This window comes from Actinoplanes rectilineatus (assembly GCF_000962825.1).
GTDB lineage: Bacteria > Actinomycetota > Actinomycetes > Mycobacteriales > Micromonosporaceae > Actinoplanes > Actinoplanes rectilineatus.
The window spans coordinates 1-23,698 of record NZ_JZKF01000011.1 but is presented as its reverse complement, the minus strand read 5'-3'; the positions used below and the strand labels follow the sequence as shown (position 1 = coordinate 23,698).

Sequence of the window (23,698 nt, the reverse complement as noted above, 5' to 3'; positions counted from 1 at the left end):
GTGTTCGGGGACCACTCGTATCGCAAGGACCTCTACCAGTAGGTGGGTCGGCATTCGCCTGTCGACCATTGTGAGAACACCGCTGGAAAAGAGAAAAGAATGATTCCTGAGTCGATGCTGTCCGCATATGGGCATCCGGGGATTCGGTGGGCTGCGGCGCACATGCCGCTGCTGCACGAGACGATGGCCCGTGACGGGGGCGTGTTCGCCGGCCTGCGGATCGGGATGTGTCTGCATATCGAACCCAAGACGGCTGTGCTCGCCTCGCTGCTGGTGGGGCACGGCGCGCGCGTACGGCTGACCGGGTCTCCGGGGACCACCAAGCCTGACGTCGCCGCGGCCCTGACCGGCGCCGGGGTGGAGGTGACCGCCGCGGACGGGGCGCCGCACGTGGACGAGGTGCTCGCCCTGGAACCGGATCTGCTGCTCGACAACGGTGCCGACCTCACCCTCGGGCTGCTGCGGAATCCGCCGGCGGACTTCCTCGGCGGGACTGAGGAGACGACCACCGGTGGTCTGCGGCTGCGCGAAGGTGGGCACAGCAAGGTGCCGTTCCCGGTTGTCGTGATCAATGACAGTCCGCTGAAGCAGCTGGTGGAGAACAGGTTCGGGGTCGGGCAGAGTGTCGTGCAGGGGTTCATGAACGCCACGAACCGGATGCTGCCCGGCGCGGATGCGGTGGTGGTCGGGTACGGGCCGTGCGGGCGCGGTGTGGCGCAGACGTTGCGGCTGCTCGGGGCGCGGGTGGCGGTGGCCGAGGTCGACGCGTACCGCCGGCTTGAAGCTCTTCTGGAAGGGCATGTCACCGGGGACCTGGTCGACTTGCTGCCCGGAGCGGATCTGGTGTTCCTGGCCACCGGGCGCACGGGGGTGCTCGGGCCTGACGAGATCGGGCAGCTGCGGGACGGCACGGTGCTCGCCGGGGTGGGGCACCGCGGGGACGAAGTGGATCTGCGGCTGCTGGGCGAGGCCGGTCCGGTGTCCGGAATGCATCATCGGGTGCATCTGCTCGCCGACGGGCGGCGGGTGGTCGTGCTCGCCGAAACCCAGATGATCAATCTGGTGGCGGCGGGCGGGAATCCGATCGAGGCGATGGATCTCGGGTTGACGTTGCAGGCGGCGTCGCTGGCCGCGGTCGCCCGGGGTGGTCTGGCGCCGGGCGTGCAGCCGGTGCCGGACACCATCGACCGGGACATCGCCGAACGGTTCACCGCCGCACTGACCCCGGCGCGGTAGGCGCCCGGCGGGTGGCCGCCGCCCCCTCCGACGGCGGCCACCCGCGGGTCAGGAAACGGAGGGGGCGGCGGCCGCCTTACGGAAGCGCAACTGGGTGATGGCCCGCCCGGTGACCTGGGTGACCTCCGCGGTGTGCCCGTCGACGTCGACCACCTCGCCGGGGCCGGTCGGGATGTGACCGAGACGGGCCAGCACCAGACCGGCGACCGTCGTGTAGTCGCCGTCCTCCAGCGTGGTCACGTCCACGCCCAGGTCGGGCAGATCGTGGATGGGGAACGTGCCGGGGAGCAGCAGCGCACCGTCCTCTTCGTGCTGCACGGACGGGACGTCGCGGTCGGTCTCGTCGTAGATCTCGCCGACGACCTCCTCGACCAGGTCCTCCATCGTCACGATGCCGTCGATGGCGCCGCGTTCGTCGACGACCAGGGCGAACTGCTGGCGGGCGGTCCGCATCTGCCGCATCGCGTCGGACACCTTGAGGCTCTCCGGGAGGAACAGGGCGGTGAACATGTGGTCGCGGACCGTGCCGGTCGCGCCGATCAGGTCGCGCAGGTGGACCACGCCGAGGACGTCGTCCAGACCGGCCGGTCCGACCACCGGCGCCCGGGAGTGACCGCCGGCGACCAGGCGTTCCAGGGCTTCCGGCACCGTCAGGCCGGCGGGCAGGACCACCACGTCGCGGCGGGGCACCAGGATCTCCCGCAGGATCCGGTCGGCGATCTCGAAGGCTCCGGAGATGATGGTGCGCTGTTCGGCGGAGAATTCCTGCTGCTGGGCGACCATGTCGCGGATCTCCTCGGTGCTGACCTCCTCGCGGGCGGCCCGCGGGTCGTTGCCGGTGAGCCGGACGACCAGGTCGGTGGTCTTCCCGAGGAGCCAGATCACCGGCCGGGAGACGGTGGCCAGCATGTCGAGAGGCCGGGCCACGAGCAGCGCCCAGCTCTCGGCGCGCTGCATGGCGATGCGTTTGGGGGCGAGCTCACCGACGATCAGGGTGAAGAACGTCAGGATGACCGTGACGATGAGGATCGCGACCGCGTCGGCGGCGGTGCCGAGGACCCCACGCAGCGGTTCCACCAGTGGCTGGGCGAGGGAGACCGCGGCGGACGCGGAGGCCAGGAACCCGGCCAGGGTGATGCCGATCTGGATGGTCGCCAGGAACCGGTTCGGGTCGCGGGCGAGTTTCGCCAGGGTGCGGCCGGTACGGGTCTCGCGTTCGAGTCGTTGGAGCTGGCTCTCCCGCAACGACACCAGGGCCATCTCACTGCCCGCGAACACCGCGTTCAGGAGTACCAGGACCACTACCAGGACAATCTGCCATCCGAAACCACCCACGGGCCGAACAGTAACCGACTGCCCGGACGGCTCTGAGCTGGGAAAACGCGTCTCCTGGCCGGATTCTGGCGGTGTCCTGACCGGATACTGGGAAGCTCCTGACGCAACTGCCAGGAGCTTCCCAGTGGACTCAGACGGTCAGCAGGGTCTTGATCGCGCGGCGTTCGTCCATCGCGCGGTAGCCCTCGGCGGCCTCCTCGAGGGGGAGCCGCAGGTCGAACACCTTGCCCGGGTCGATGGTCCGGTCCGCGATCAGGGCCATCAGTTCGGGCAGGAAACGGCGGACCGGGGCGGGACCGCCGTGCAGGTGCACCTGGGAGAAGAACATCTCCATGCCGGGGAGGGTGACGTCGTGGGCGACACCGACGTAACCGACGTGACCGCCGCGCCGGGTGGACCGTACCGCCTGCATCATCGACTCCTGGGTGCCGACGGCCTCGATGACGCAGTGCGCACCGTACCCGCCGGTCAGATCCTTGATCCGGGTGACGCCGTCGTCGCCGCGCTCGGTGACGACGTCGGTGGCGCCGAACTCGAGGGCCAGTTTCTGGCGGTCGGTGTGCCGGCTCATCGCGATGATGCGTTCGGCGCCGAGCTGCTTCGCGGCGAGGACACCGAGCAGGCCGACCGCGCCGTCCCCGACCACCGCGACGGTCTTGCCCGGTCCGACCTGGGCGGCGACCGCGGCGAACCAGCCGGTGCCGAGCACGTCGGAGGCGGCCAGGTAGCCGGGGATCAGGTCGGCGGACGGCACCTCGGGGGTGGCGACCAGGGTGCCGTCGGCCAGCGGCACCCGCAGGTATTCGGCCTGCGCGCCGAGTTCGCCGACCGGCACCCGGTGCACGCAGCCGCTCTGGTACCCGGACCGGCAGATCTCGCAGGTGTTGTCGGAGGCGAAGAACGAGCCGACGACGAACTGGCCGGGCCGCACGCCGGTGACGTCCCGGCCGGTCTCCTCGACGATGCCCACGTATTCGTGGCCCATCGGGGCCGGGCCGTCCACGGTCTGGATCCCCCGGTACGGCCACAGGTCCGACCCGCAGACGCAGGTGGCGGAGAGGCGGATGACGGCGTCGGTCGGCAGTTCGATCCGCGGGTCGTCGCGGTTCTCGACGCGGACGTCGCCGGGGGCGTGCAGGACTGCACCACGCATGAGGGTTCTCCTTGCTGAACGGTTTCCGCATCCCAGAGAACCCCGGTGGGCGTGCCGCAGGGAGTCCCTGCCGAGGGGTGTACCGGCAGTGCACCCTTGTCTCCCGGAACCTGTCGTAGCGTCGAGGGAGTGAACAACCGAGCCGAAGTGCACGACTTCCTCACCTCGCGCCGCGCCAAGGTCACGCCGGCCGAGGCGGGCATCCCGTCCGGCGGGACGCGCCGGGTTCCGGGGCTGCGCCGGGGCGAGGTGGCGGCGCTGGCCGGGATGAGCGTCGAGTACTACGCGAAGCTCGAGCGGGGCGCCCTGGCCGGGGTGTCCGCCGGGGTGCTCGAGGCGATCGCCCGGGCGTTGCGCCTGGACGACGCGGAACGCGCCCACCTGATGCGTCTCGCGCAGGAGGCGAACGGCAGTGGTGCGCTGCTGCGCCCGAGCCGCCGGGCCCGGCAGTGGACGGTCCGGCCGGGCCTGCAGTGGTCGCTCGACGCGATCACCGCCCCGGCGATCGTGGTCAACAACCGGTCGGATCTGCTGGCCGCGAACCTGCTCGGCCGGGCCATGCACAGCGACCTGTTCGCGGACCCGGTACACACGCCGAACTTCGCGCGGTTCACGTTCCTGGACGCGGCGGCCCGCCGGTTCTACCCGGACTGGGAGCGGTTCGCCGAGATGACGGTGGCGAACCTGCGGACCGCCGCCGGGGTGGACCCGCACGACAAGGGCCTGCACGACCTGGTCGGTGAGTTGTCCACCCGCAGCGACGAGTTCCGGCGACGGTGGGGGTCGCACGACGTGCGGATCCACGGCGCCGGGATCAAGCAGTTCCACCATCACGTGGTGGGTGATCTGTCGTTGGCGTACGAGACGATGGCCCTGGTCGCCGAGGAGGGCCTGCGGATGACCGTCTACACCGCCGAACCGGGTTCACCGACCGCCGACGCGCTGGGGCTGCTCGCCTCGTGGGCGGCCACGCCTACCGTTCGCAGTTGATGCGTTCGTCGGTCCGCGGCGCGACGGTGGTGCACAGGTCGCCGGCGGCGGTCCGGTTCGCGCCGCCGTCGAGGATGTTGCGCCCGGACCGTCCGGCGGTGCTGCCGGTGATCCGCAGGGTGTCGTTACCGGGGCCGCCGACCAGGCGCACCGCGCGCCCGTACACGCCGGAGAGCCGGTCGTCGCCCGATCCGCCGACGATCACGTTGACGTCGGTGGCGATGGTGTCCTTCTCGCCCTTGACGCCGTCGTCGCCCTTGACCCCGTCGGCGTCGGCGGTGACCGCGGTGGTCTTCTCCTCGTAGGAGACGACGTCGGTGCCGGTGCCGCCGGAGAAGTAGTCGGCGTCGGCACCGCCGTAGGGCCGGGAGCGCAGCAGGTCGGCGCCGTCGCCGCCGTACTGCTTGTCGTTGCCGCTACCGCCCTCGAGGTTGTCGTTGCCGTCCTCGCCGTAGAGCAGGTCCGCGCCGGCCTGGCCGATCAGGTGGTCGTTGCCGCTCTGCCCGTGCATGACGTCGTTGCCGGGGCCGCCGACGAGGCCGTCCGCGCCGGTGCCACCCCACAGCTTGTCCACACCGGCGCCGCCGTCGAGCTGGTCGTCGCCGCCGTTGCCGTACAGGGTGTCGTTGCCGTCGTTGCCGTGGAAGAGGTCAAAGCCGGCGCTGCCGTGCAGGACGTCGTTGCCGGCTTCGCCGCTGCCCCAGAACCGCAGGGTGGTCCTGTTGGTGAGGGTGTCGTCGCCGTCGCCGAGGTTGGCGATGACGTCGTACCAGAGGGCCCGGGTGCAGCGGACTTTGGTGCGGTCGCCGGTGACCGCGGTGCAGCCGGCGCCGGCCTGCAACGGCACCCGGTCGTCGATGGTGATGGTGTTGCCGGAGCGGGTGAAGACGGGCGTGTTGCGGTTGCCGGCCCCGGCCTGAAACATCAGATACCAGCTGTTCGTGCCGTCACCGTTGATCTCGGTGTAGACCCGGTTCGGTGCCGCCGCTTGAGCCGGTGTGGTCACCAGTCCGGCCGAGAGGACGCCGAGGATGCCCGCCGCCAGAGCGGGCCTGAGGTGTGGTCGCATGCGCGGAGCCTAGAAATCACCGGCGCTGCCCCGCCGCCCCGCCACGCACTGTTCACAGTGCACCTCCCGGCCGTTTCCTTTTCCAGGGGTACGAGCTGAGCATGCTCGTGGCTCGTCGGAAGGATGTCCTGGTCACGTTGTGCTGCGTACTCGTACACAGCGAGGCATGTATTTGCACGAAGTGCAACGATGCACTTAGTGTAATCGTGTGAAGAGTGAACCCGCGTCGCTGGACCGCCGGGCGGCGCTCAAGGCCCGGCACCGGCGCGCCATCCTCGACGCCGCCAAGGAACTGATCGCCGAGGACGGCACCCGGTTCGGGGTCGACCAGCTCGCCGAGCGTGCCGACGTCGCCCGGCGCACGATCTTCAACCACTTCGTGTCGGTCGACGACGTCGTGACGAGCGTCTGCACCGAGGAACTCGCCGTGGTGATCGACACCTTCCGGGCGCAGGTCACCGCCGGACCGGTCGGTCCGGGCAGCCGGGCGACCATGTTCGCCACGATCACCGCCGCCCTGCGCGCCGCCGACGTCCCCGGCATCATCGCCTTCCTCTGGCAGGCGCTGGGCGGTTTCAGCACGACCGACACCCGCCCGCAGCAGATCTTCCAGGCGACCTTCTCCCGCGCGACCGACGAGTTCGCCCGGGAACTGGCCGTCCGCAACGCGAACCTCGACCCGCTCGAGGCGGAGCTGCTGGTCAGCTCGCTCATGCACGGGACCGAGGTGATCGCCCACCACTGGATCGCGGCGACCGGTGCCGTCCTCGACGACGGCACCCGCGCCGCATGGGACCGGTTGCTCGACCACCTCATCACCAGCATCCGCACTGGCTACTGACCACCCCACGAGAACGGAACACTGTGGCTGAACTGCTGTATCGCCTCGGACGCTTCGGCGCCCGGCGCGCCTGGACGGTGCTGATCACCTGGCTGGTCGTGCTGGGCGCCTCCGTCACCGCGTACTTCGTGGCCGGGGGCACCCTGTCGTCGCAGGTGACCATCCCCGGCACGAAGACCGCCCAGGTCACCGAACAGCTCGCGGAGAAGTTCCCGAGCGCCAGCGGTGGCACCGGCACCATCGTCTTCCACACCACCGACGGCTCCGCGTTCACCGACGAGCAGCGGACCGCCGTCGGCGCGCTGCTCACCGGCACCGCCGACCTGGACGGGGTGTCCTCCACCACCGACCCGTTCGCCACCGCGGCACAGATCGCGGAGCAGACCGCCCAGCTGACCGCCGGCAAAGAGCAGGTGACCGGCGGTCTCGCGCAGATCGATGCCGCGCTCGCCCAGCCCGGCCTGCCCGCCGCGCAGAAGGCCGCGATCGAGCAGCAGAAGGCCGAACTGGACGCGCAGGGCCGGCAGCTGGAGCTCTCCGAGCAGCTGCTCACCATGGCGTCCGGGATCCGCACCGTCGCCGAGGACGGCAGCGCCGCCGTCGGCGCGGTCATCTTCGACAAGGCTCAGCTGGACGTCACCCCGGAGACCAAGCAGGGCGTCGTCGACCACGTCACCGACGGTGTCCCGGCCGGCGTCGAGGCCGACTTCTCCAACGAGATCACCCAGAACGTGCCGGAGGTCCTCGGCGTCGGTGAGGTCATCGGCCTGCTGATCGCCGCGATCACCCTGCTGGTCATGCTCGGCAGCCTGATCGCCGCAGCGCTGCCGCTGGTCAGCGCCCTGACCGGGGTCGGCGTCGGCGTCACCGCGGCGCTCGCCCTGTCCGGCGTCGTCGACATGCTCTCGATCACCCCGGTGCTCGGCGTGATGCTGGGCCTGGCGGTCGGCATCGACTACTGCCTGTTCATCCTCAACCGGCACCGTCGCCAGCTGCTGGCCGGCATGCCGCTGCACGAGTCGATCGGCCTGGCCAACGGCACCTCCGGCAACGCGGTGGTGTTCGCCGGCGCGACCGTCCTGGTCGCCCTGCTCGCCCTGAACCTGACCGGCATCGGCTTCCTGGGCATGATGGGCACGGTCGGCGCGATCTGTGTCGCCGTCTCGGTGATCATCGCGGTCACGCTGACCCCGGCGCTGCTGTCCCTGCTGGGCCTGCGTGTCCTCAGCCGCAAGGCCCGGGCCACCATCGGTCAGCAGCACGGCACCGTACCCACTCAACCGATGAGCACCGGCCGTGCGGTGATCACCGTGGTCGCCGGGCTGGCCGCGCTGATCGTCATCGCGCTGCCCGCCCTGGACCTGCGGCTGAACCTGCCGGACGGGTCGTCGGAGGCGCAGGACTCCACCCAGTACCAGGCTTACCAGCTGATCGAGGACAAGTTCGGTGCCGGTGTCAACGGGCCGTTGCTCGTGGTGGCGTCGCTGCCGACACCTGATGCCGACATTTCAGAACAAGTCAAGATCGGCACCATTCTTCAGGAACAGGCGGACGTCGTCGCGGTCGCCCCGGTCGGCGTCTCCACCGACAAGACGCTGATCGCCTTCCAGGTCATCCCGGCCGAGGGGCCGACCAGCGAATCCACCGAGCAGCTGGTCCGCGACCTGCGCGACCTGTCCCCGCTGGACGGCGACGTGACACTGGGCGTGGCCGGCAGCGCCAGCGGCAACATCGACATCTCGGAACAGCTCGCCGACGCGCTGCCCACCTACCTGGCCGTCGTCCTCGGCCTGTCCCTGATCATCCTGATCTTCGTGTTCCGCTCGATCCTGGTCCCGCTGACCGCGACACTCGGCTTCGTGCTGTCGCTGTTCGCCACCTTCGGCGGCATCACCGCTATCTTCCAGTGGGGCTGGCTCGGCGCGATCTTCGGCGTGCACGATCCGGGCCCGATCCTGAGCTTCCTGCCGACCATCCTGATCGGCATCCTGTTCGGCCTGGCGATGGACTACCAGCTGTTCCTGGTCTCCGGCATGCGTGAGGCGTACGCCCACGGTGCCCCGGCCCGCCTCGCCGTCCGCCAGGGCCTGCACGCCGGCCGCACGGTCGTCACCGCCGCGGCGATCATCATGATCGCGGTCTTCGGCGGCTTCGTCTTCTCCAACTCGGCGATGATCCGCTCGCTGGGCTTCGGCCTGGCGTTCGGCGTGCTCACCGACGCGTTCCTGGTCCGGATGCTGCTGATCCCGGCGGTGATGCACCTGCTGGGCCGCTCGGCGTGGTGGCTGCCCGCCTGGCTCGACCGCATCCTGCCCAACGTGGACGTGGAGGGCGCCGCCCTGGAACGCAGCCACCCGGTGGCCCCGCAGACCCCGTCGCCCGAGGAGGACGACGCTCCCTTGGTGACCACGACCAGCTGACCCGCACCGCACGACAGCCCCGGCCCCGTTCCCCCGGCGCCGGGGCTGTCGCGTTCGTCTTCGCAGCCGGTCCGGCGGGAGTCGTGAGCCTTTTCGGCGATGCGGATCCAGCGACCACGGATCCATGGTCATGGGATGCCATCAGAGGAGCGAACCCGGTGGGTGCACCAAGCCCGGGCAGCCTTGATCATCGCCGCAACCCGCAGAACACTCGTCACCTACGGCGAACTCGGGATGGCCCTCGGAATGCGGGGCGTCGACCTGCGTAATCAGCTCGGGCTCATACTGGACGACGTATCCGGCGATTGCGAGGCCCGCGGCGAGAAGGGGTCCCTCGCAGCCCTGGTGGTGAATCAGGAAACCGGCGAGCCGGGCACCGGCTGGCGTAAGGGCGACCGGGATTGGCCCCGGGAGGTCCGGAAAGTCTTCCAGCAGTGGTCGCCCAGATAGGCCGCATCTCCGACGCTTACCCGGTCATTCGTCATCGGCCGCTGTCGGCGTGACCCGAGTTCGCCGCAGTCGACGAGGGCAGGAACCGCAGACGACGGCCGAGCCGGGCACCGCCCGGAGCCACCGGCCGTCGTCCACGGTCCACCCACACGCCGAACAGGGACTTTGTGCTGCGGCCCTCGCGATCAGGCGGGCCGATTGCGGCGAGCGGCGAGCCCGCGTTGACGAGAGTCCGCGTTCTGGACCATTCTCACCGGGGTGACGACGGAGTTCCGGCTTGCCGCGTACGGCATCTGTCTTGATCGCGATCGTGTGCTGCTCGCGCATTACGTGTCGCCGAAAGGGGACACGCACTGGACGCTGCCGGGTGGCGGCGTCGAGCACGGTGAGGATCCCGTCGACGCGGTCATCAGGGAGGTCGCCGAGGAGACCGGCTGCACCGGTGTCGTCGAGCGTCTCCTCGGTGTGGACGCTCGCGTCGTGCGGTCCGCCGAACGCCTTTACGGCGGACCCGATCTGCACAGCGTCGGCGTGTTCTACCAGGTTCGGATCGTCGGGGGTGAGCTGCGGCCCGAACCCAACGGGGAGACCTCCGAGTCGGTGTGGACGCCGCTCGACGCCGTCGAACGGCTCGCCCGGTCGTCGCTCGTCGACATCGGCCTGGCTCTGGCGCGCGAGAAGCCGGCCACCGGTCACGTCGACCCGATCCCGGTGACCGGCCTGCTCCGCCACTGACGCACGGTCGAAGCCACCGGCGCACTATCAAAGCCAGATCAAGCACGGTCAAGCACGATCAGTCCTCGTCGTCGCCCTGAACCCGCGCGCCCAGCTCCGCAGCGAGCCGGACCGCGATCTCCTCCGCGCGGTCGGAGTAGTAACCCTCGACAGCCAGGAGAAGCTCGCCGTCTCGCCGGCGACCGCGTAGATGCGCTACACCACCCGCAGCCGCCTTCACAGCCCGGACCGACCGCCCACAGCTCGATGGCAGTGGCCGGTCCGAATCACCACCACTCATGACCACACCGTGCACTCACTGATGCAGATCGATCAGCGCTAGGCACGTCCGCTGCTCCGGCCGCACACTGTCGGTGTGATGGAATCCAGGGTCACGATCTTTGTCAGTCACGCCGGACGCGACCGCTCCTGGGCGGAATGGGCGACCTGGCTGCTCGACAAGGCGGGCTACCGGGTCGAACTGGACAGTCGCGACTGGCCCGCGGGCGACGACTTCCTGGCCCGCATCGAGGGCGCCCTGGAACGGGCCGACGTGATCCTCTCCCTCTGGTCGGCGGCCTACTTCGAACCGGACGGGTACGCCATCCGCGAGCTCCGGGCCGCCTCCGCCGCCAAGAAACGCATCGTCCCGCTCCGGATCGAGGACGTCGTACCGCCCCCGTTCTGGCGGCCGCTGATCCGGCACGACCTGTTCGGTCTCGACGACGACCGGGCCGCCCGGGTGCTGGTGGATGCCGTCGCCCAGGCCGGCGGCACCCCGGCCAGGGTGCCGTTCCCGGGAGACGACCGGGCCGTCCGCGTCCCCGGTGTGCTGCCGGCGGTGTGGAACGTACCTGCACGGTCCGTGACCTTCACTGGCCGCGACGATCTCCTGATCCGGCTGCGGAGGTCACTGCGCAGCGGTCACCGCACCGCCGTGCACGCCCTGCACGGCTGGGGCGGCGTCGGCAAGACGCTGCTGGCGACCGAGTACGCCCATCGCTTCGCCGACGACTACGACCTGGTGTGGTGGATCAACGCCGAGCGTCCCGACCTGATCGGCGAACAACTTGCCGCGTTCGCGGTCGCCGCGGGAGTCGCCGACGCGGGCGCGCCCACACCGGCCGCGGTCCAGGCAGCACGCGGACTGCTCCGCAGCCGGGCCCGATGGCTGATGGTCTTCGACAACGTCCCCTTCGTGGCCGACGTGCTGGACTGGCTCCCGCAGGGACCGGGCGACCTGGTGATCACCTCGCGCAGTCCGGAATGGGTCGGTGTCGCCGTGCCGCTGCCGGTGAACGTCTTCGACCGCGCCGAATCGACGGCCCTGCTGCAGGACCACGTGCCCGGTCTGGGCGCCGGCGACGCGGACCGGCTGGCGGACGCGCTGGGCGATCTGCCGCTGGCGCTGGCCCAGGCGGTCGGGGTGATGAGCGGCACCGGCATGCCCGCGACCGAGTATCTCGCCATGCTCGGGTCGGCGGCGTCCCGGATCCTGGCCACTCGCGCACCGGTCGGCTATCCGGGCTCACTCGCCGCAACCGTGCACGTGTCGGTCGCGCATCTGGCCGAGGCCGATCCGGCCGGCGGGCCGTTGGTCTCCCTGCTCGCCATGATGGGCCCGGAACCGCTACCCCTGTGGCTGCTGGCTGCGGGGGCCGAGGTGGTCAGCGAACAGCTCGGCCAGGTCGCGGGCGACCCGCTGGCGCTACGGGAATGCCTCGCCCGTGCGGCCGGTCTCGGGCTGCTGCAGATCGGCGGGGACTCGGTGGTCATGCACCGTCTCACCCAGGCGGTGATCCGCGACGACCTGGGCGAGGCCGGCCGGGCCGCCGGGCGGGCCGCGGCGGAGGGGGTGCTCGCCCTCGGCAATCCGGGCAATCCCCGCGTGCCGTCGAATTGGCCGCGGTGGAGTCAGCTGATGGCGCACATCCTGGCCATCGGACCCGACACCACGACGAGTGACGCCATCAGGTTACTGGCGTGCGAGGCGGTGTGGCATCTGCATGCCCGCGGCGACGCGCGAACTGCGCTGGCCATCGTGGAGCAGCTGTACGCCGCCTGGTCGGGCCGGTACTCCCGGGACGACGAGTACGTCCTGGTGGCCGCGACCAACCTCGGGGTCATCCACCGGGTACTGGGCGCCTACGTCAAGGCCCGGGAGGTCGACGAGGACACGCTGAAGCGGCGCCGGAACCGGCTCGGTGACGACCACCCGACCACCCTCGCCTCGGCACACAGCCTCGCCATCGACCTGCGCCGTCTCGGTCTGGTCGAGGAGGCCCGGCAGATGGACGAGGACACCCTGGCCCGGCGCCGCCGGGTCCTCGGCGAGGAGCACCCGGACACGCTCAGTTCCGCCAACAACCTCGCCGAGGGGTTACGGCTCCTGGGCCGGGTGGACGAGGCGCGCCGGATGGACGAGGAGATCCTGTCCCTGCGGAGACGGATCCTCGGCGAGGACCATCCGTACACTTTTCTCTCCGCCCATAACCTTGCCCACGATCTCCGGTTTCTCGGCCTTGTGGGTGAGGCGCGACTCAGGGACGAGGACACCCTGGAACGACGCCGCCGGGTCCTCGGTGAGGAGCACCCCGACACGCTGGAATCGGCGCACAGTCTCGCCGCTGATCTGCGTCTGCTGGGGTTGACCGGCGAAGCCCGGAAGATGGACGAGGACACTCTTTCGCGGCGGCAGCGGGTCCTTGGATCCGATCATCCGGATACTTTAAGCTCGGCACGGAATCTCGACGAATCCGCAATCATCGGCGAGCCGGATTCATGATTCTTCCGGATTGGCAACTGCGTGACCTGGTGAAGTCTGGAGAGTTGTCGATTGACCCGTTCGACGATGACGCCATCGGCCCCACCAGCATCGACCTGCGGCTCGGGCCCACTCTCGTGACGTACCGCTGCGAGGTCATCGAATTGGGCCGGTCCGACCCGGAGACCGAGGAATTCGAGATCGACGCGGACGCCGGATTCCGCCTGGCCCCAGGGGCTTTCGTCCTGGCCCGAACACTCGAACGCATCAGGATGCCGAACGGCTATCAGGGATTCCTCGAAACAAAAGGGGACATCGCACGGGCCGGGATCCAGGTGCACAACGGTGATGGTCATGTCGACCCCGGTTCCGATCACACCATCACGCTGGAGGTCACCAATCTGAATTCCCGGCCGGTGGTCATCCGGCCGGGAATCCGGTTCTGCCAGATCTTCGTCCACCGTCTGTCGGCGCCCTGTGAACGGCCGTATCACGGCAAGTACTTCGGACAGATCAAACCGACCGCCTACCTGAGGGAGGGCCATCCATGAGCGGCCACCGCGACGCGACCCCCGCGGGGGTCAACCTGGTCGTCGACATCGACGAGACACTGCTGAACCCGTTGCCGCGATGGGCCGAGCGGGTGAACCGCCGGTTCGGCTGGGACATCGCGTCGTCGCAGGTGGAGCCGGCCGGCGGATGGGACAACTATCTGGCGGCGCATCCGGACTACCCCGCGTTCTCGGTGTTCGCGGACACTCTCCGGGCGGACCCCGAGTTCAACTCCGGGCTCGACCCCATCGACGGCGCCGTGGAGGCGCTGACGAGTCTCGGCGATCTGCCCGGTGTGCGGGTCGGCTGCTACCTGACCACCCGCCCGGCCCCGGTCGCGGCGGCGACCGCCGCGGACCTGCGACGGCTCGGGTTCCCCGTGGCACCGGTCGTCGCCCGGCCGGAGAGTGTGGATCGCGCGCGCACCGTCGACTGGAAGACCGGCGAGTTGGAGCGTCTCCTCACCACCGGCCCGGGACAGGTGATCGTCATCGACGACAACCTCGCCCTGGGCCGGCGCCTCTGCGAACGAAACGCGCACGCGGCGACCCCGATCGTGGGCATCGTGTTCCTCGGCCCGCTGACCCACACCGAGGTCCGCAAACGCGGCATCGTCTCCTGCCCGGAGCACCACTTCTACGTCGCGGACTGGAAGGAGACGGTGACGATCGTCAAGAGTTACGCCTGACCGGGTGGACTCACGGACCGATGTCGCTCCCGTCCGCGGGGGCGATGGGGACGGGGCATCTCATCAGCGGAACGGCTCGGGGTCGAACCGGCCGTTGCGGGCGCGGAACGCCGACGCGGTGCCCGGCCACAGCAGGGTGAGGCGTCCGCTGCGGGAGTCCACGTACCAGCTGGTGCAGCCGCCGCGCAGCCACACCGTGCCGGCCGCCATCGCGTCGATCGACCGGGTGTAGGCGTCCTGCGCCCGCGCCGTGACCTCCAGCGGGCCGTCGTGACCGGCCAGGTGGTCCAGGGCGCCGGTCAGGTACGACAGCTGACTCTCGATCACGTGGACCGCCGAGTTGTGGCCCAGGCTCGCGTTCGGGCCGTCCAGCACGAACATGTTCGGGAACCCGTGCACGACCGTCGACGCGTGTGACACCATGCCCTGTTCCCACGCCTGGGACAGGCGCAGGCCGTCGCGGCCGGTGACGCGGTGCGCGTACGGCTGCTGCGTGGAGTGGAAGCCGGTGGCCAGCACCAGGGCGTCGAGTGCGGTGCGGCTGCCGTCGGCGGACACCGCGACCCGGCCCTCGAGACGGTCCAGGGCACCGGTCAGGTCGACGTCCGGCCGGCCCAGGGCGGGGTAGAACGTGTCCGACAGCAGGACCCGCTTGCAGCCGACCTCGTAATCCGGGATCAGCCGTTTGCGCAGTTCCGGGTCGGGGACCTGGGATTCCAGATGGTCCAGGGCGAGGGTACGCAACGCATCAAGTGCCGTCTGTTCGCGGCGGCGGGCGGCGATGCCCCGTTCCATGTCGGTGAAGATCTCCTCGCGGATGCGGGTGATCGCGGCCGGGTCGGCGGTCGAGTCCAGGGCGTGGTCGTTGCGCGGCACCACGTAGGGGGCGCTGCGCGCGAACACCGTCAGCCGCGACGCGTGACCGGCCAGTTCCGGGATGATCTGGATGGCGGAGGCGCCGGTGCCGACAACACCGACCCGTCTGCCGGCCAGGTCGGCGCCGTGGTCCCAGCGCGCGGAGTGGAACACCGGGCCGTCGAAGCCGGCGAGTCCCGGCACGTCCGGGATTCGCGGTTCGGTCAGCCGGCCGGCGGCCAGCACCAGCACCCGGCTGCGGAACACGCCCCGGTTGGTGGTGACCGTCCAGAGACCGTCGTACTCCGCGGACAGCACCTCGTGGTCCAGTCGCAGGTGCGGGGCGACGCCCGGGCGGGCGGCCAGAGCACGCAGATAGGACTGGATCTCGTGGCCCGGGGCGAACCGGCGGGACCAGGCCGGGTTCGGTGAGTGGGCGAAGGCGTACAGGTGGGACGGCACGTCGCAGGCCACCCCGGGGTAGGTGTTGTCCCGCCAGGTGCCGCCGACCTCCGTGGCCCGTTCCAGCACGACGAACGATTCGCCGCGGCCGGCCAGCGCGATCGCCGCGCCGATCCCGGCGAGTCCCGCACCGACCACCACGACGTCCACGTCGGTCATGCGGCGGCTTCCACCCGTCCGTACCGGGTGGTGCGCTGGCGGACCGGGCGGCCGAGCCCGGCCGCGATCCGGGTCACCTCGTCACGGGTCAGGGTGATGCCCTGTTCCTGGCCGGCGGACGGGTCGAGGTCACCGTCGAGGAGCAGGCCGCCGAGGTCGTTCGCACCGCCGCGCAGCAGCCGCACGGCGAGACCGGTACCGAGTTTCGGCCACGGGGCCTGGATGTTGGCGATCCGTCCGGCCAGCAGGATCCGGGCGACGGCGGTCAGCGCGCGCGTCTCGCGTACCAGATCAGGGTGGGGGAAGCCCGGGGCGGGCATCGCGATGAACTCGGTGAAACCGCCGGTCGTCGCGGCGATCCCGGCGAGCAGCCGCAGGTGGGCGACCTGCTGGGCGGGTGTCTCGACGTGGCCGTAGAGCATGGTCGCCGTGGAGGTGAGGCCGGCCTCGTGCGCGGTGGTGATCAGCTCGACCCAGCGGGTGACGGGCATGTCCGGGCCGCCGTTGAGCCGGGCCCGCACGTCGTCGTCGAGGATCTTCGCGGCGGTGCCGGGCACCGAACCCAGGCCGGCGTCGCGGGCCTGGCGCAGGAACGCGGCGACGGTGACGCCCTGGCGTGCGGCGGCGTCGGCGAACTCGGGGGCGCGGAAGGCGTGCAGGTGCAGGCTCGGGGCGGCGGTGTGCAGGGTCCGGATCAGGTCGAGGTAGCCGTCGTCGGGGGCGCCGGCCGGCAGCGGGCCCTGCACGCAGATCTCGGTGGCGCCGAGGGCGACGGCCTCCCGGGCGAGCGCGGCGAGGCGGGCGCGGGACTCGTCGGTGCCGGCGCCCACCTTCGCGGTGTCGAGGTTGCGGTTGACCACGAAGGTGAGGTCGTCGCCGGCCAGTTCACGGCGCAGCGCGTCGGCCCGGGCGCAGAGGTCCTCCAGCTCGTCGCCGTCGGCGCCGAGCAGGCGTACGGCCTCGGCGTCGGACAGCGCTGCTTCCGCGTACTCCATCAGTGCGGGCTCCTTGTCGGTACGGGGCGGACCCTCAGGTGAGCTGTTGCGCCTCCCCGCGGTATTCCCGCCCCGATGATCATCACAGCCCGGACCCGGTGCCGCCGAGGGCCGCGCCCGTGGCGAGCGACACCAGGTACGGCCGGGCGGTGCCGCTCCCGATCGCCACCAGATCCCCGGCGATGGCGACTCCCACCATGGTCAGCGGCCCGGCGTCGAGCTGCCACAGGATGTCGCCGTCGGATCCGATCGCCACCACGTTCCCGGAGCCGAACGCGATGACGAGACGACCGTCACCGGTGCAGGCCACCGCGTACGTCTGGGTGTGGTCGACCCGCAGTTCCCCGGCCGGGTCGAGGCGCGCGTCGAAGCAGGCGAGCGTGCCGTCCACGCCGGTGACCACGAGCAGACCCCCGGCGTGGGCGCAGGCCCGGACGGGGGCGCCGGTGAGGCGTACCCATTCGCCGGTCCGGGTCCGAGGGCTCCACCAGCGGGCCCAGCCGTCCTCGGCGATCACCACGATGGTGTCGTCCACCCCGTAGACCGCGACCACCTGCCGGCCGCCGGTCAGGTCGGCCTGGCCCACGTTGTACGAGCTGCGCATGTCCCACACGCTGGCCACCCCGGACGGCGCCACGCTGAACACCCACTGGCCGGCCGGCGACCAGCCGATGTGCTGGGCGGTCACCGGTGACTGCCAGGCGGCCAGTTGCTCCGGCTGGCGGTCGTCGAGGAACCGCCAGACCGTGGTCATGCCGTCGACCGACGCGGTGGCGAGCAGGCTCACCGCGACCGGGTTCCAGGCCGCGGCGTAGATGCCACGGCCATAGCGGAACCGGCCGAGGCGGCGCGGCTCGGCCGGGTCGGCGGTGTTCCACAACGTCATCATTCTGTTGGGGGTGACGACGGCGAGTTGCTGGGCGTCGGAACGGAATGCCATGTCGGCGGAAAGGGAATTCCTCAATGCTGTGCCCTCTTGTGTATCAGCTTGTAACAGCGTCCTGAGGAAACAGCGGGCGTCAGCCGGGCACAGCGGTCACAGTGTTGCTCCAGCATCAAGAATGGAATCGTTCGGGTTTCGAGTGGGGAATGCATCTCGAAAAGCAACCGTAAGATATCAGCGGTGACTTAATACCGGAACCCGTCACCTGTCAACGTCCTGTGTAGATCGGCGGGTCACGTCCGGACCGGGATCACCGCGCCGTCGCGCCTGGTCAGAGGACCCGGCCGCCCCGATCCGAACCTCGGCGAGATCACCGCCGCCCGGCCGGCACACCCCGGAGGCCGCCGCGGTGTGCCGGGCGGTCCGGCGACCGCGTCAGCGCCGTCGCGCCGGGCCACCGCCGCCCCGGCCCGCGCGCCGGCCCGGCCGAACGCCCCAGTGATCATGACATGCATCGTAGGCAGGCCCTTCGCCGTCGATCACTCGACAGGCCCCTCGCGTACCACATAGAGTTTCGTCTATGAAGAGGCGTGTGGTCCTGGCTCTCCCGGCAGCCGCCGCGCTGTCCCCCGCCCCCGCCGCCGCGGCACCCGGCCTGCGGGGGATCCTCGCGGAGATCGACCCGGCCCGGATCGAGGCGACGGTCCGCACCCTGGCCGGCTTCGGCACCCGGCACACCCTCTCCTCGCAGACCGACCCGGTCCGCGGCATCGGCGCCGCCCGGGACTGGATCTTCCAACAGCTCCGGGGGTACGCGGAGAACACCCCGACGACCGTCGCACTCCAGTCGTTCGTGCAGCCGGTGTCGCCCCGCATCCCGGTCCCCACCACCATCACCAACGTGGTCGCCACCATCCCCGGCCGGGTCACACCGTCCCGGATCTACGTGGTGACCGGGCACTACGACTCGCGGGCCTCGGACGTCCTGGACGCGGTCAGCGACGCCCCGGGCGCCGACGACGACGCGTCCGGCGTCGCGGTGGTGCTGGAACTGGCCCGGGTGCTGTCCCGCAGAGCCCCGGACGCCACCATCGTGCTGGCCGCGGTGGCCGGCGAGGAACAGGGCCTGTACGGCTCGGACCACCTGGCGCAGAGCTTCAAGGACACGGACGCCGACATCCAGGCCATGTTCAGCAACGACATCGTCGGCACCGGCGACCCTCGCGACGGCAGCCGGCCCGACCCGCGCACCGTCCGCCTGTTCGTCGAGGGCGTGCCCACGGCGGAGACCCCGGCCGAGGCGAACGTACGCCGCAGCATCGGCGGCGAGAACGACGGCCCGTCGCGCCAACTCGGCCGTTTCGTCCCGTCGGTGACCGGGCCGGCCGGCATGGACGTCCGCGTGGTGTGGCGCCGCGACCGCTACCTGCGCGGCAGCGACCACGTGTCGTTCCTGCTGCGCGGCTACCCGGCCGCCCGCTTCACCGAGCCGCGCGAGAACTTCGCCCACGAACACCAGGACGTCCGCGAGGTCGACGGCGTCCAGTACGGCGACCTCGTCGAATTCTGCGACTTCGCCTACATCACCAGGGTGGCGAGGGTGAACGCCGCGGCGATATGGTCGCTGTCGCAGGCGCCGGGCACCCCACGCGGCGTGGTCATCGACACGACCCGGCTGACGAACGAGACCACCCTGCGCTGGCAGCCCAGCACCGAGCCGGGACTGGCGGGCTACGAGATCGTGTGGCGCGAGACGACAGCACCGGATTGGGAACACACCAAGCCGGTCGGCAAGGTCACCACGGTCACGGTCGACATCTCCAAGGACAACGTCCTGTTCGGGGTACGCGCGGTGGGCACCACCGGTTACCGCAGCCCGGCCGCCGCCCCGCAGCCCGCCTCCTGACCACTCGGGCGGCGGCCAGTCGTCGATGACCGCGGCGGCGACGCCGTATCCCCGGCGATCGGCCACCGGCTCACGCCGCCACCTCGCGGGCAGGACCCGCCGGCAGCGCGATTCCCTCCGGGTCCAGCGGCGCGGGGACCCCGGAAGTGGTCTTCTGCCGAACCGGTGCGCCGGGACCACTCGACCGCTCGAACACGTCGTGGGCGGCCCGGACCGGCCTACGATGAGGCGTTCATGAGCTCGACTGCGGAGGCGTTGTGAAGCTGTTGCTCACGTCCGGCGGGGTCACCAACCCGAGCATCCGGGCCGCCCTCGTCGACATGCTCGGCAAACCGATCGGCGAGAGCCGGGCGCTGTGCATCCCGACCGCGCAGTGGGGGCATCCGATGTGCGGGCCGGAGTCGGCTCGCGGGTTCGTCGCCGCCGGCGACGGCTGGAAGAACCACAGCGGGCTCGGCTGGGCCTCTCTCGGGCTGCTCGAACTCACCGCGCTGCCGACGATCGGCGCGCAACGGTGGGTCCCGTGGGTCGAAGAAGCCGACGTGCTGCTGGTCGACGGCGGTGACGCCACCTACCTGGGGCACTGGATGCGGGAGTCCGGGCTCGCCGGCCTTCTGCCCGAACTGGACGACACGGTGTGGGTGGGGGTGAGCGCCGGGAGCATGGTGCTGACGCCCCGGATCGGTGACTACTTCGTCGAGTGGGCGGGGGCGGCCGACGACCGTACCCTCGGCGTGGTCGATTTCTCGATCTTCCCGCACCTGAACCTCTTCCCCACCAACCAGCCGGAGCACGCACGGCGGTGGGCTGCCGGGCTGGACGTCGCCTCCTACGCGATCGACGAGCAGACCGCCATCACGGTCGTCGACGGGGTCGTCGAGGTCGTCTCCGAGGGAGAGTGGATCGGGTTCGACCGGCCGGGGACGGCGGAGTAGGATCGCTGTCAGAGGCCTAGCCTGGGCATACTTCGACACTTCTTGGGGAAATCGCCTGGGCATTCTCCTCACATCGGCGCCGCGATGCGGCGCCGATTCTCATTCCGCTGTCGCCGCGATCCGGGCCCGGATAATCCGGGTGCGCCGGCGGTGAGCGCGCCGTTAGGATTCCGGCACGAGGCCTAGCCTGGGCATACTTCGACGACTTCCTCTTAAGAATCCACGCCCGGGCACTCTCCTCACTTCGGCGTCGCTGCGCGGCGCCGATCGTCATTCTCAAGACCCTGGAGGGGCACTCGTGGACGCGCTGGAGCGCATCGGATTCGACCGGCTGGGACTCGTCGTCACACCGGACGGCACCGCCACGCCGGCCGTGTCCGCGCCGCTGCTCGCCGAGTTCGCGCACGTGGGCGTCCGGTTCGCCAATCCGGGGGCGATCACCGACGGGCTGGCCGGGCCGCATCGCGACCTGATCCGGCACGTCCGGGCCCGGCGCGGGCAGACCACGCCGTTCGCGCCGCTGTTCGCCGGGTTCCCGGACAAGCTGCCCGCCTTCGACGACGCGATCTTCCGGTTCCTGGTGGCCCGGGTCCGCGTGATCGGCACCCCCGACGAGAAGGCCTGGCAGGAGGCGCTGGACTTCAGTGACATCGGCTGGTGGCCGGCCTCCTCGATCCCGCAGGACACCGAGCGGGCCCGTGCCGACCGCCGGGCCCAGGAGATGCTGCCCCGGGACAGTCGCATCGAGTGGCTGACCGTGCGGCTGGTGGGCGCGACCGAGTTGGAGACGCGCCTGCGCGCCTGGATGCGGGGCTGTTTCACCAGTGCCGCGTCGCTGCGCGAGGACGTGCAGAACGATCTCGGGGTGCTGGCGAAGCGTCTCGGGGTGGACGGTGTGGAGTTCGCCGACGTCCGCTTCCGGGAGAACCGCACCCTGCTGTTCGAGCTGCTCTGGGCGCTCGACCGGCCGAGCCTGCCGGCCACTGGCGCCACCCCGGACGACCTGCTGCGGCTGTTCGCCCGGCTGACCGGCGGCGACATCAGCCTGACCGAGCCGGTCCGTTTCCCGCGCCTGTCCCGCGGCGACCGCCGGGTCGTGGTGAACACCCTGGAGGCCAGTGATCGGCTGGGTGACGTGTTCCGCAAGCGGGGCCTGTGGCTGGCCGTCGACCGGGGCCTGCACGTGGGCGAGTTCCGGGCGCCCCGGGTCCGCGAGACGTTCGCCCGGCTGCGGGACAGCCGTCACGACCACACCTCGTTCCCGTCCCGGTTCGAGCGGCTGCTCGCCGACGACTTCATCGCGGCGGTGGACCTGGCCGCGGCCGAGGCGCCGGGCCTGCTCGGTCGCGGACTGCGCCGCCTGGCCGCCCTGACCGCAGCCGCTTCCCCCGCCGAGCACGCCGCGGCCGACGGCAAGCACGCCACTGCTGCCGGCGAGCGCGGCGTCGGCAAGCGCGTCACCACGGCGGAGAAGCGGGCGGCGCTGATCGCCGCGATCACCGGCGCCGGGGAGCGGATTCCGCTGCGGGTGCTGCTCGCGGCCCGCGCGCAGCTCGCTGACAACGGTCACACGTACCCCCGGGTGGTTTTCGGCAAGGACGGCTCGTCGCTGCCGATCGCCCGCCCGGCCGGGCATCTCGCCGTGCCCGCGGACTTCAAGGCCGAACTGCTCGCCGCGGTCGACGCGGCGGCGGACGCACAGATCGCGGCGAAGGGCGACTGGTCCGCGGAGACCGTGTTCGTCGAGCCCGGCCTCGACCGTCTTCTGCTGCCGGACCAGCTGCGGTCCACGGCGCAGGGCCTGGTGCAGGTCGAGCGGGGCAGCCGCCTGCCGATCGGCGAGGCGAAGGTGGCACGGCTGTTCGTGCACTGGCGGGAGGACGGTGTGACCACCGACCTGGATCTGTCCTGCATCGCGCTCGACGCGGACTTCCGGGTCGTCGACCAGGTCTCCTGGACCAACCTGAGCAACGGGCCGATGGTCCACTCCGGTGACCTCACGTCCGCCCCGGACGGCGCCGAGGAGTTCCTCGACGTCGACCTGGCCAAGGCCGCCGAGGTGGGCCGTCAGAAGCGCTGGCGCTACCTGGTGCCGGTGATCTACCGCTACGCCGGGGCCACGTTCGACGCGCTCGCCGAGGCGTCGGCCGGATGGATGCTGCGCGACGAGGCGTCCCGGGAGCACCGGGTGTTCGACCCGGCCACCGTGGCGAACGCGTTCGCCCTGACCGGCGGCAAGCGGTACGCCGTGCCGATGCTGCTCGACCTGCGGGCCGACGAGATCCTCTACGTGGACGTGTACGTCAACGGCTATCCGCGGTCCAGCGTCGAGGGCACCGGGCACGACATCGCCACGCTGGTCTCCGCGGTCGTCGGCCGCCGCAACACCAAGGTCAGCATCGACGACCTGGCGCAGCGGCACGTCCGGGCCCGCGGCGCCACCCTCGTCGACGACCCGGCGAAGGCCACCATCACGGTCGGCACGTCGGACGAGGCCACCTACCACGCACTGCGTCCGGAGAAGCTCCTCGCCGAGCTGCTGTAAGGGCAACCGTTGTAACAGGAACCCCGTAGGTGCCTGTCTCGCTATCTCAGAGATCAAGGTAGAGCCGGTTCTACGCTCGGCGATGTGCTTGGCGGCCGGTGGCCCCACCCGGGCGCCACCATCATGGACTCCCAGGGTGTGAAAGCGGCCAAGTGATCCGGTCCTGGAAATCAGCTGACCGGTACTCGCGCCAGCTGCGGAGACAATCACTCAGCCGACGGCAAGATCCCTACAACGGCTGCCAGGGCGGCGCCTGGATCGCCAGTGATGATTCGACGGGACCGTTCCCTCGGCCACGTGGTGAAGCCATCGTCCGGCCACCTGGGGACCACGTGAAAATGCAGGTGCGGCACCGACTGCTCGGAGCCGGGGCCGCTGGCGTTGAGTACGTTGACCCCGGCTGCGCCCAAGCCCACCGCCATGGCGTGCGCAACCTTCTGGACGAGCGCCATCACGCGCATCAGCGCTTGAGGACTCACGTCTTGGAGGCCCACGGCGTGCTCGGTGGGGATGACCAAGGTATGTCCTGGAGCTAGAGCCCGCTCCGGGAGCGTCAGGAAAGCGGCGGCTCCCTCCTCGCGGCCCACCCATCTGGCAGGGGCCCGCCCCGCCACGAGATCACAGAAAACGCAATTCACACCGGCCAGTGACGTGATCTCAGCGAGCGGCGGTCAGGTATCGGTATTCGAAATGGATGAGGTGAAGTGCTGCGGCGACGATGTCGCCGATCCGGCTCGGGCTGATGG

Annotated in this window: 21 protein-coding genes; 12 read left to right on the top strand and 9 right to left on the bottom strand. The window is 70.7% G+C overall.

Annotated features, from left to right (window positions below):
• Nucleotides 1-99: 99 nt before the first annotated feature.
• Nucleotides 100-1,236 (top strand): adenosylhomocysteinase, encoded by a 1,137-nt coding sequence (locus tag WH85_RS11170; RefSeq protein WP_045741722.1) that lies wholly within the window; start codon nucleotides 100-102, stop codon nucleotides 1,234-1,236.
• A 48-nt stretch (nucleotides 1,237-1,284) separates the two neighbouring features.
• Here the strand turns inward: WH85_RS11170 and WH85_RS11165 are convergent, their stop codons facing one another.
• Both WH85_RS11165 and WH85_RS11160 read right to left on the bottom strand, forming a co-directional pair.
• Nucleotides 1,285-2,571: a hemolysin family protein gene (locus tag WH85_RS11165; protein WP_045741721.1), complete on the bottom strand. Its 1,287-nt coding sequence runs from the start codon at nucleotides 2,569-2,571 to the stop codon at nucleotides 1,285-1,287.
• A gap of 130 nt (nucleotides 2,572-2,701) precedes the next feature.
• Nucleotides 2,702-3,724 carry a zinc-dependent alcohol dehydrogenase family protein gene (locus WH85_RS11160; RefSeq protein WP_045741720.1) on the bottom strand — a complete coding sequence of 341 codons (1,023 nt, stop codon included), beginning with the start codon at nucleotides 3,722-3,724 and terminating at the stop codon, nucleotides 2,702-2,704.
• 129 nt (nucleotides 3,725-3,853) lie between these two features.
• Here WH85_RS11160 and WH85_RS11155 point away from each other — a divergent pair, with 129 nt between their 5' ends.
• Nucleotides 3,854-4,714, top strand: a complete 861-nt coding sequence (locus WH85_RS11155; protein WP_045741719.1) for a helix-turn-helix transcriptional regulator — start codon at nucleotides 3,854-3,856, stop codon at nucleotides 4,712-4,714.
• Here the strand turns inward: WH85_RS11155 and WH85_RS46885 are convergent.
• The gene (locus WH85_RS46885) at nucleotides 4,698-5,783 is read right to left on the bottom strand and encodes a calcium-binding protein (RefSeq protein ID WP_052720312.1); all 1,086 of its coding nucleotides are present in this window, start codon (nucleotides 5,781-5,783) and stop codon (nucleotides 4,698-4,700) included. The genes WH85_RS11155 and WH85_RS46885 overlap by 17 nt on opposite strands.
• A 208-nt stretch (nucleotides 5,784-5,991) precedes the next feature.
• On the opposite strand from WH85_RS46885, the gene WH85_RS11145 reads away from it, so the two are divergent.
• From WH85_RS11145 to WH85_RS11130, 4 genes are all read left to right on the top strand, one after another.
• On the top strand, nucleotides 5,992-6,624 hold the full coding sequence (locus tag WH85_RS11145) for a TetR/AcrR family transcriptional regulator (protein ID WP_045741718.1): 633 nt from the start codon (nucleotides 5,992-5,994) through the stop codon (nucleotides 6,622-6,624).
• Between the two features lie 23 nt (nucleotides 6,625-6,647).
• A complete protein-coding gene (locus tag WH85_RS11140) occupies nucleotides 6,648-9,044 on the top strand; it encodes an MMPL family transporter (RefSeq protein ID WP_045741717.1) in 2,397 nt (798 codons plus the stop codon).
• Nucleotides 9,045-9,179: 135 nt separating this feature from the next.
• Nucleotides 9,180-9,494, top strand: a complete 315-nt coding sequence (locus WH85_RS11135; RefSeq protein ID WP_157410930.1) for a hypothetical protein — start codon at nucleotides 9,180-9,182, stop codon at nucleotides 9,492-9,494.
• A 258-nt stretch (nucleotides 9,495-9,752) separates the two neighbouring features.
• Nucleotides 9,753-10,229 carry an NUDIX hydrolase gene (locus WH85_RS11130; protein ID WP_045741715.1) on the top strand — a complete coding sequence of 159 codons (477 nt, stop codon included), beginning with the start codon at nucleotides 9,753-9,755 and terminating at the stop codon, nucleotides 10,227-10,229.
• Between the two features lie 58 nt (nucleotides 10,230-10,287).
• Here WH85_RS11130 and WH85_RS50275 read toward each other — a convergent pair whose 3' ends face one another.
• Nucleotides 10,288-10,449, bottom strand: coding sequence for a hypothetical protein (locus WH85_RS50275; protein WP_157410929.1), 162 nt, complete (start codon nucleotides 10,447-10,449; stop codon nucleotides 10,288-10,290).
• A gap of 138 nt (nucleotides 10,450-10,587) precedes the next feature.
• Between WH85_RS50275 and fxsT the strand changes: the two genes are divergently transcribed.
• Genes fxsT through WH85_RS50270 form a run of 3 tightly spaced genes read left to right on the top strand, consistent with a single transcriptional unit; the run spans nucleotide 10,588 to nucleotide 14,212 of the window.
• Complete coding sequence (gene fxsT, locus WH85_RS11125) at nucleotides 10,588-12,993, top strand: FxSxx-COOH system tetratricopeptide repeat protein (protein ID WP_052720311.1); 2,406 nt, start codon at nucleotides 10,588-10,590, stop codon at nucleotides 12,991-12,993.
• Nucleotides 12,990-13,523 (top strand): dCTP deaminase, encoded by a 534-nt coding sequence (dcd, locus tag WH85_RS11120; RefSeq protein ID WP_045741714.1) that lies wholly within the window; start codon nucleotides 12,990-12,992, stop codon nucleotides 13,521-13,523. The genes fxsT and dcd overlap by 4 nt, the downstream gene beginning before the upstream one ends.
• Nucleotides 13,520-14,212, top strand: coding sequence for an HAD family hydrolase (locus tag WH85_RS50270; protein ID WP_045741713.1), 693 nt, complete (start codon nucleotides 13,520-13,522; stop codon nucleotides 14,210-14,212). The genes dcd and WH85_RS50270 overlap by 4 nt, the downstream gene beginning before the upstream one ends.
• Before the next feature lie 63 nt (nucleotides 14,213-14,275).
• Here the strand turns inward: WH85_RS50270 and WH85_RS11110 are convergent, their stop codons facing one another.
• The 4 genes from WH85_RS11110 to WH85_RS11095 form a co-directional block, all read right to left on the bottom strand.
• On the bottom strand, nucleotides 14,276-15,688 hold the full coding sequence (locus tag WH85_RS11110; protein WP_045741712.1) for a flavin-containing monooxygenase: 1,413 nt from the start codon (nucleotides 15,686-15,688) through the stop codon (nucleotides 14,276-14,278).
• Nucleotides 15,685-16,683 (bottom strand): FO synthase, encoded by a 999-nt coding sequence (locus WH85_RS11105; protein ID WP_045741711.1) that lies wholly within the window; start codon nucleotides 16,681-16,683, stop codon nucleotides 15,685-15,687. Before WH85_RS11105 ends, WH85_RS11110 begins: the two co-directional genes overlap by 4 nt.
• An 82-nt stretch (nucleotides 16,684-16,765) precedes the next feature.
• Entirely contained in the window at nucleotides 16,766-17,623 is an 858-nt protein-coding gene (locus WH85_RS11100) for a WD40 repeat domain-containing protein (protein WP_045741710.1), read from the bottom strand.
• Between the two features lie 236 nt (nucleotides 17,624-17,859).
• Nucleotides 17,860-18,072, bottom strand: coding sequence for a hypothetical protein (locus WH85_RS11095; RefSeq protein WP_045741709.1), 213 nt, complete (start codon nucleotides 18,070-18,072; stop codon nucleotides 17,860-17,862).
• Nucleotides 18,073-18,146: 74 nt separating this feature from the next.
• On the opposite strand from WH85_RS11095, the gene WH85_RS11090 reads away from it, so the two are divergent.
• From WH85_RS11090 to WH85_RS11080, 3 genes are all read left to right on the top strand, one after another.
• Nucleotides 18,147-19,472 (top strand): M20/M25/M40 family metallo-hydrolase, encoded by a 1,326-nt coding sequence (locus WH85_RS11090; protein ID WP_045741708.1) that lies wholly within the window; start codon nucleotides 18,147-18,149, stop codon nucleotides 19,470-19,472.
• Between the two features lie 257 nt (nucleotides 19,473-19,729).
• Nucleotides 19,730-20,407, top strand: a complete 678-nt coding sequence (locus tag WH85_RS11085; protein WP_045741707.1) for a Type 1 glutamine amidotransferase-like domain-containing protein — start codon at nucleotides 19,730-19,732, stop codon at nucleotides 20,405-20,407.
• A gap of 298 nt (nucleotides 20,408-20,705) precedes the next feature.
• Complete coding sequence (locus tag WH85_RS11080; protein WP_045741706.1) at nucleotides 20,706-22,952, top strand: TerD family protein; 2,247 nt, start codon at nucleotides 20,706-20,708, stop codon at nucleotides 22,950-22,952.
• A 206-nt stretch (nucleotides 22,953-23,158) separates the two neighbouring features.
• Here WH85_RS11080 and WH85_RS11075 read toward each other — a convergent pair whose 3' ends face one another.
• On the bottom strand, nucleotides 23,159-23,590 hold the full coding sequence (locus tag WH85_RS11075) for an HIT family protein (RefSeq protein ID WP_045741705.1): 432 nt from the start codon (nucleotides 23,588-23,590) through the stop codon (nucleotides 23,159-23,161).
• Nucleotides 23,591-23,698: the final 108 nt, after the last annotated feature.

Bases quoted from the DNA above. Each gene is read 5' to 3' on its own strand.
- WH85_RS11105 (WP_045741711.1), bottom strand. From the start codon at position 16,683: ATGGAGTACGCGGAAGCAGCGCTGTCCGACGCCGAGGCCGTACGCCTG.
- WH85_RS50270 (WP_045741713.1), top strand. From the start codon at position 13,520: ATGAGCGGCCACCGCGACGCGACCCCCGCGGGGGTCAACCTGGTCGTC.
- WH85_RS11095 (WP_045741709.1), bottom strand. From the start codon at position 18,072: ATGATCACTGGGGCGTTCGGCCGGGCCGGCGCGCGGGCCGGGGCGGCG.
- WH85_RS46885 (WP_052720312.1), bottom strand. From the start codon at position 5,783: ATGCGACCACACCTCAGGCCCGCTCTGGCGGCGGGCATCCTCGGCGTC.
- WH85_RS11160 (WP_045741720.1), bottom strand. From the start codon at position 3,724: ATGCGTGGTGCAGTCCTGCACGCCCCCGGCGACGTCCGCGTCGAGAAC.
- WH85_RS11170 (WP_045741722.1), top strand. From the start codon at position 100: ATGATTCCTGAGTCGATGCTGTCCGCATATGGGCATCCGGGGATTCGG.
- WH85_RS11090 (WP_045741708.1), top strand. From the start codon at position 18,147: ATGAAGAGGCGTGTGGTCCTGGCTCTCCCGGCAGCCGCCGCGCTGTCC.
- dcd (WP_045741714.1), top strand. From the start codon at position 12,990: ATGATTCTTCCGGATTGGCAACTGCGTGACCTGGTGAAGTCTGGAGAG.
- WH85_RS11110 (WP_045741712.1), bottom strand. From the start codon at position 15,688: ATGACCGACGTGGACGTCGTGGTGGTCGGTGCGGGACTCGCCGGGATC.
- fxsT (WP_052720311.1), top strand. From the start codon at position 10,588: ATGGAATCCAGGGTCACGATCTTTGTCAGTCACGCCGGACGCGACCGC.
- WH85_RS11135 (WP_157410930.1), top strand. From the start codon at position 9,180: ATGCCATCAGAGGAGCGAACCCGGTGGGTGCACCAAGCCCGGGCAGCC.
- WH85_RS11100 (WP_045741710.1), bottom strand. From the start codon at position 17,623: ATGGCATTCCGTTCCGACGCCCAGCAACTCGCCGTCGTCACCCCCAAC.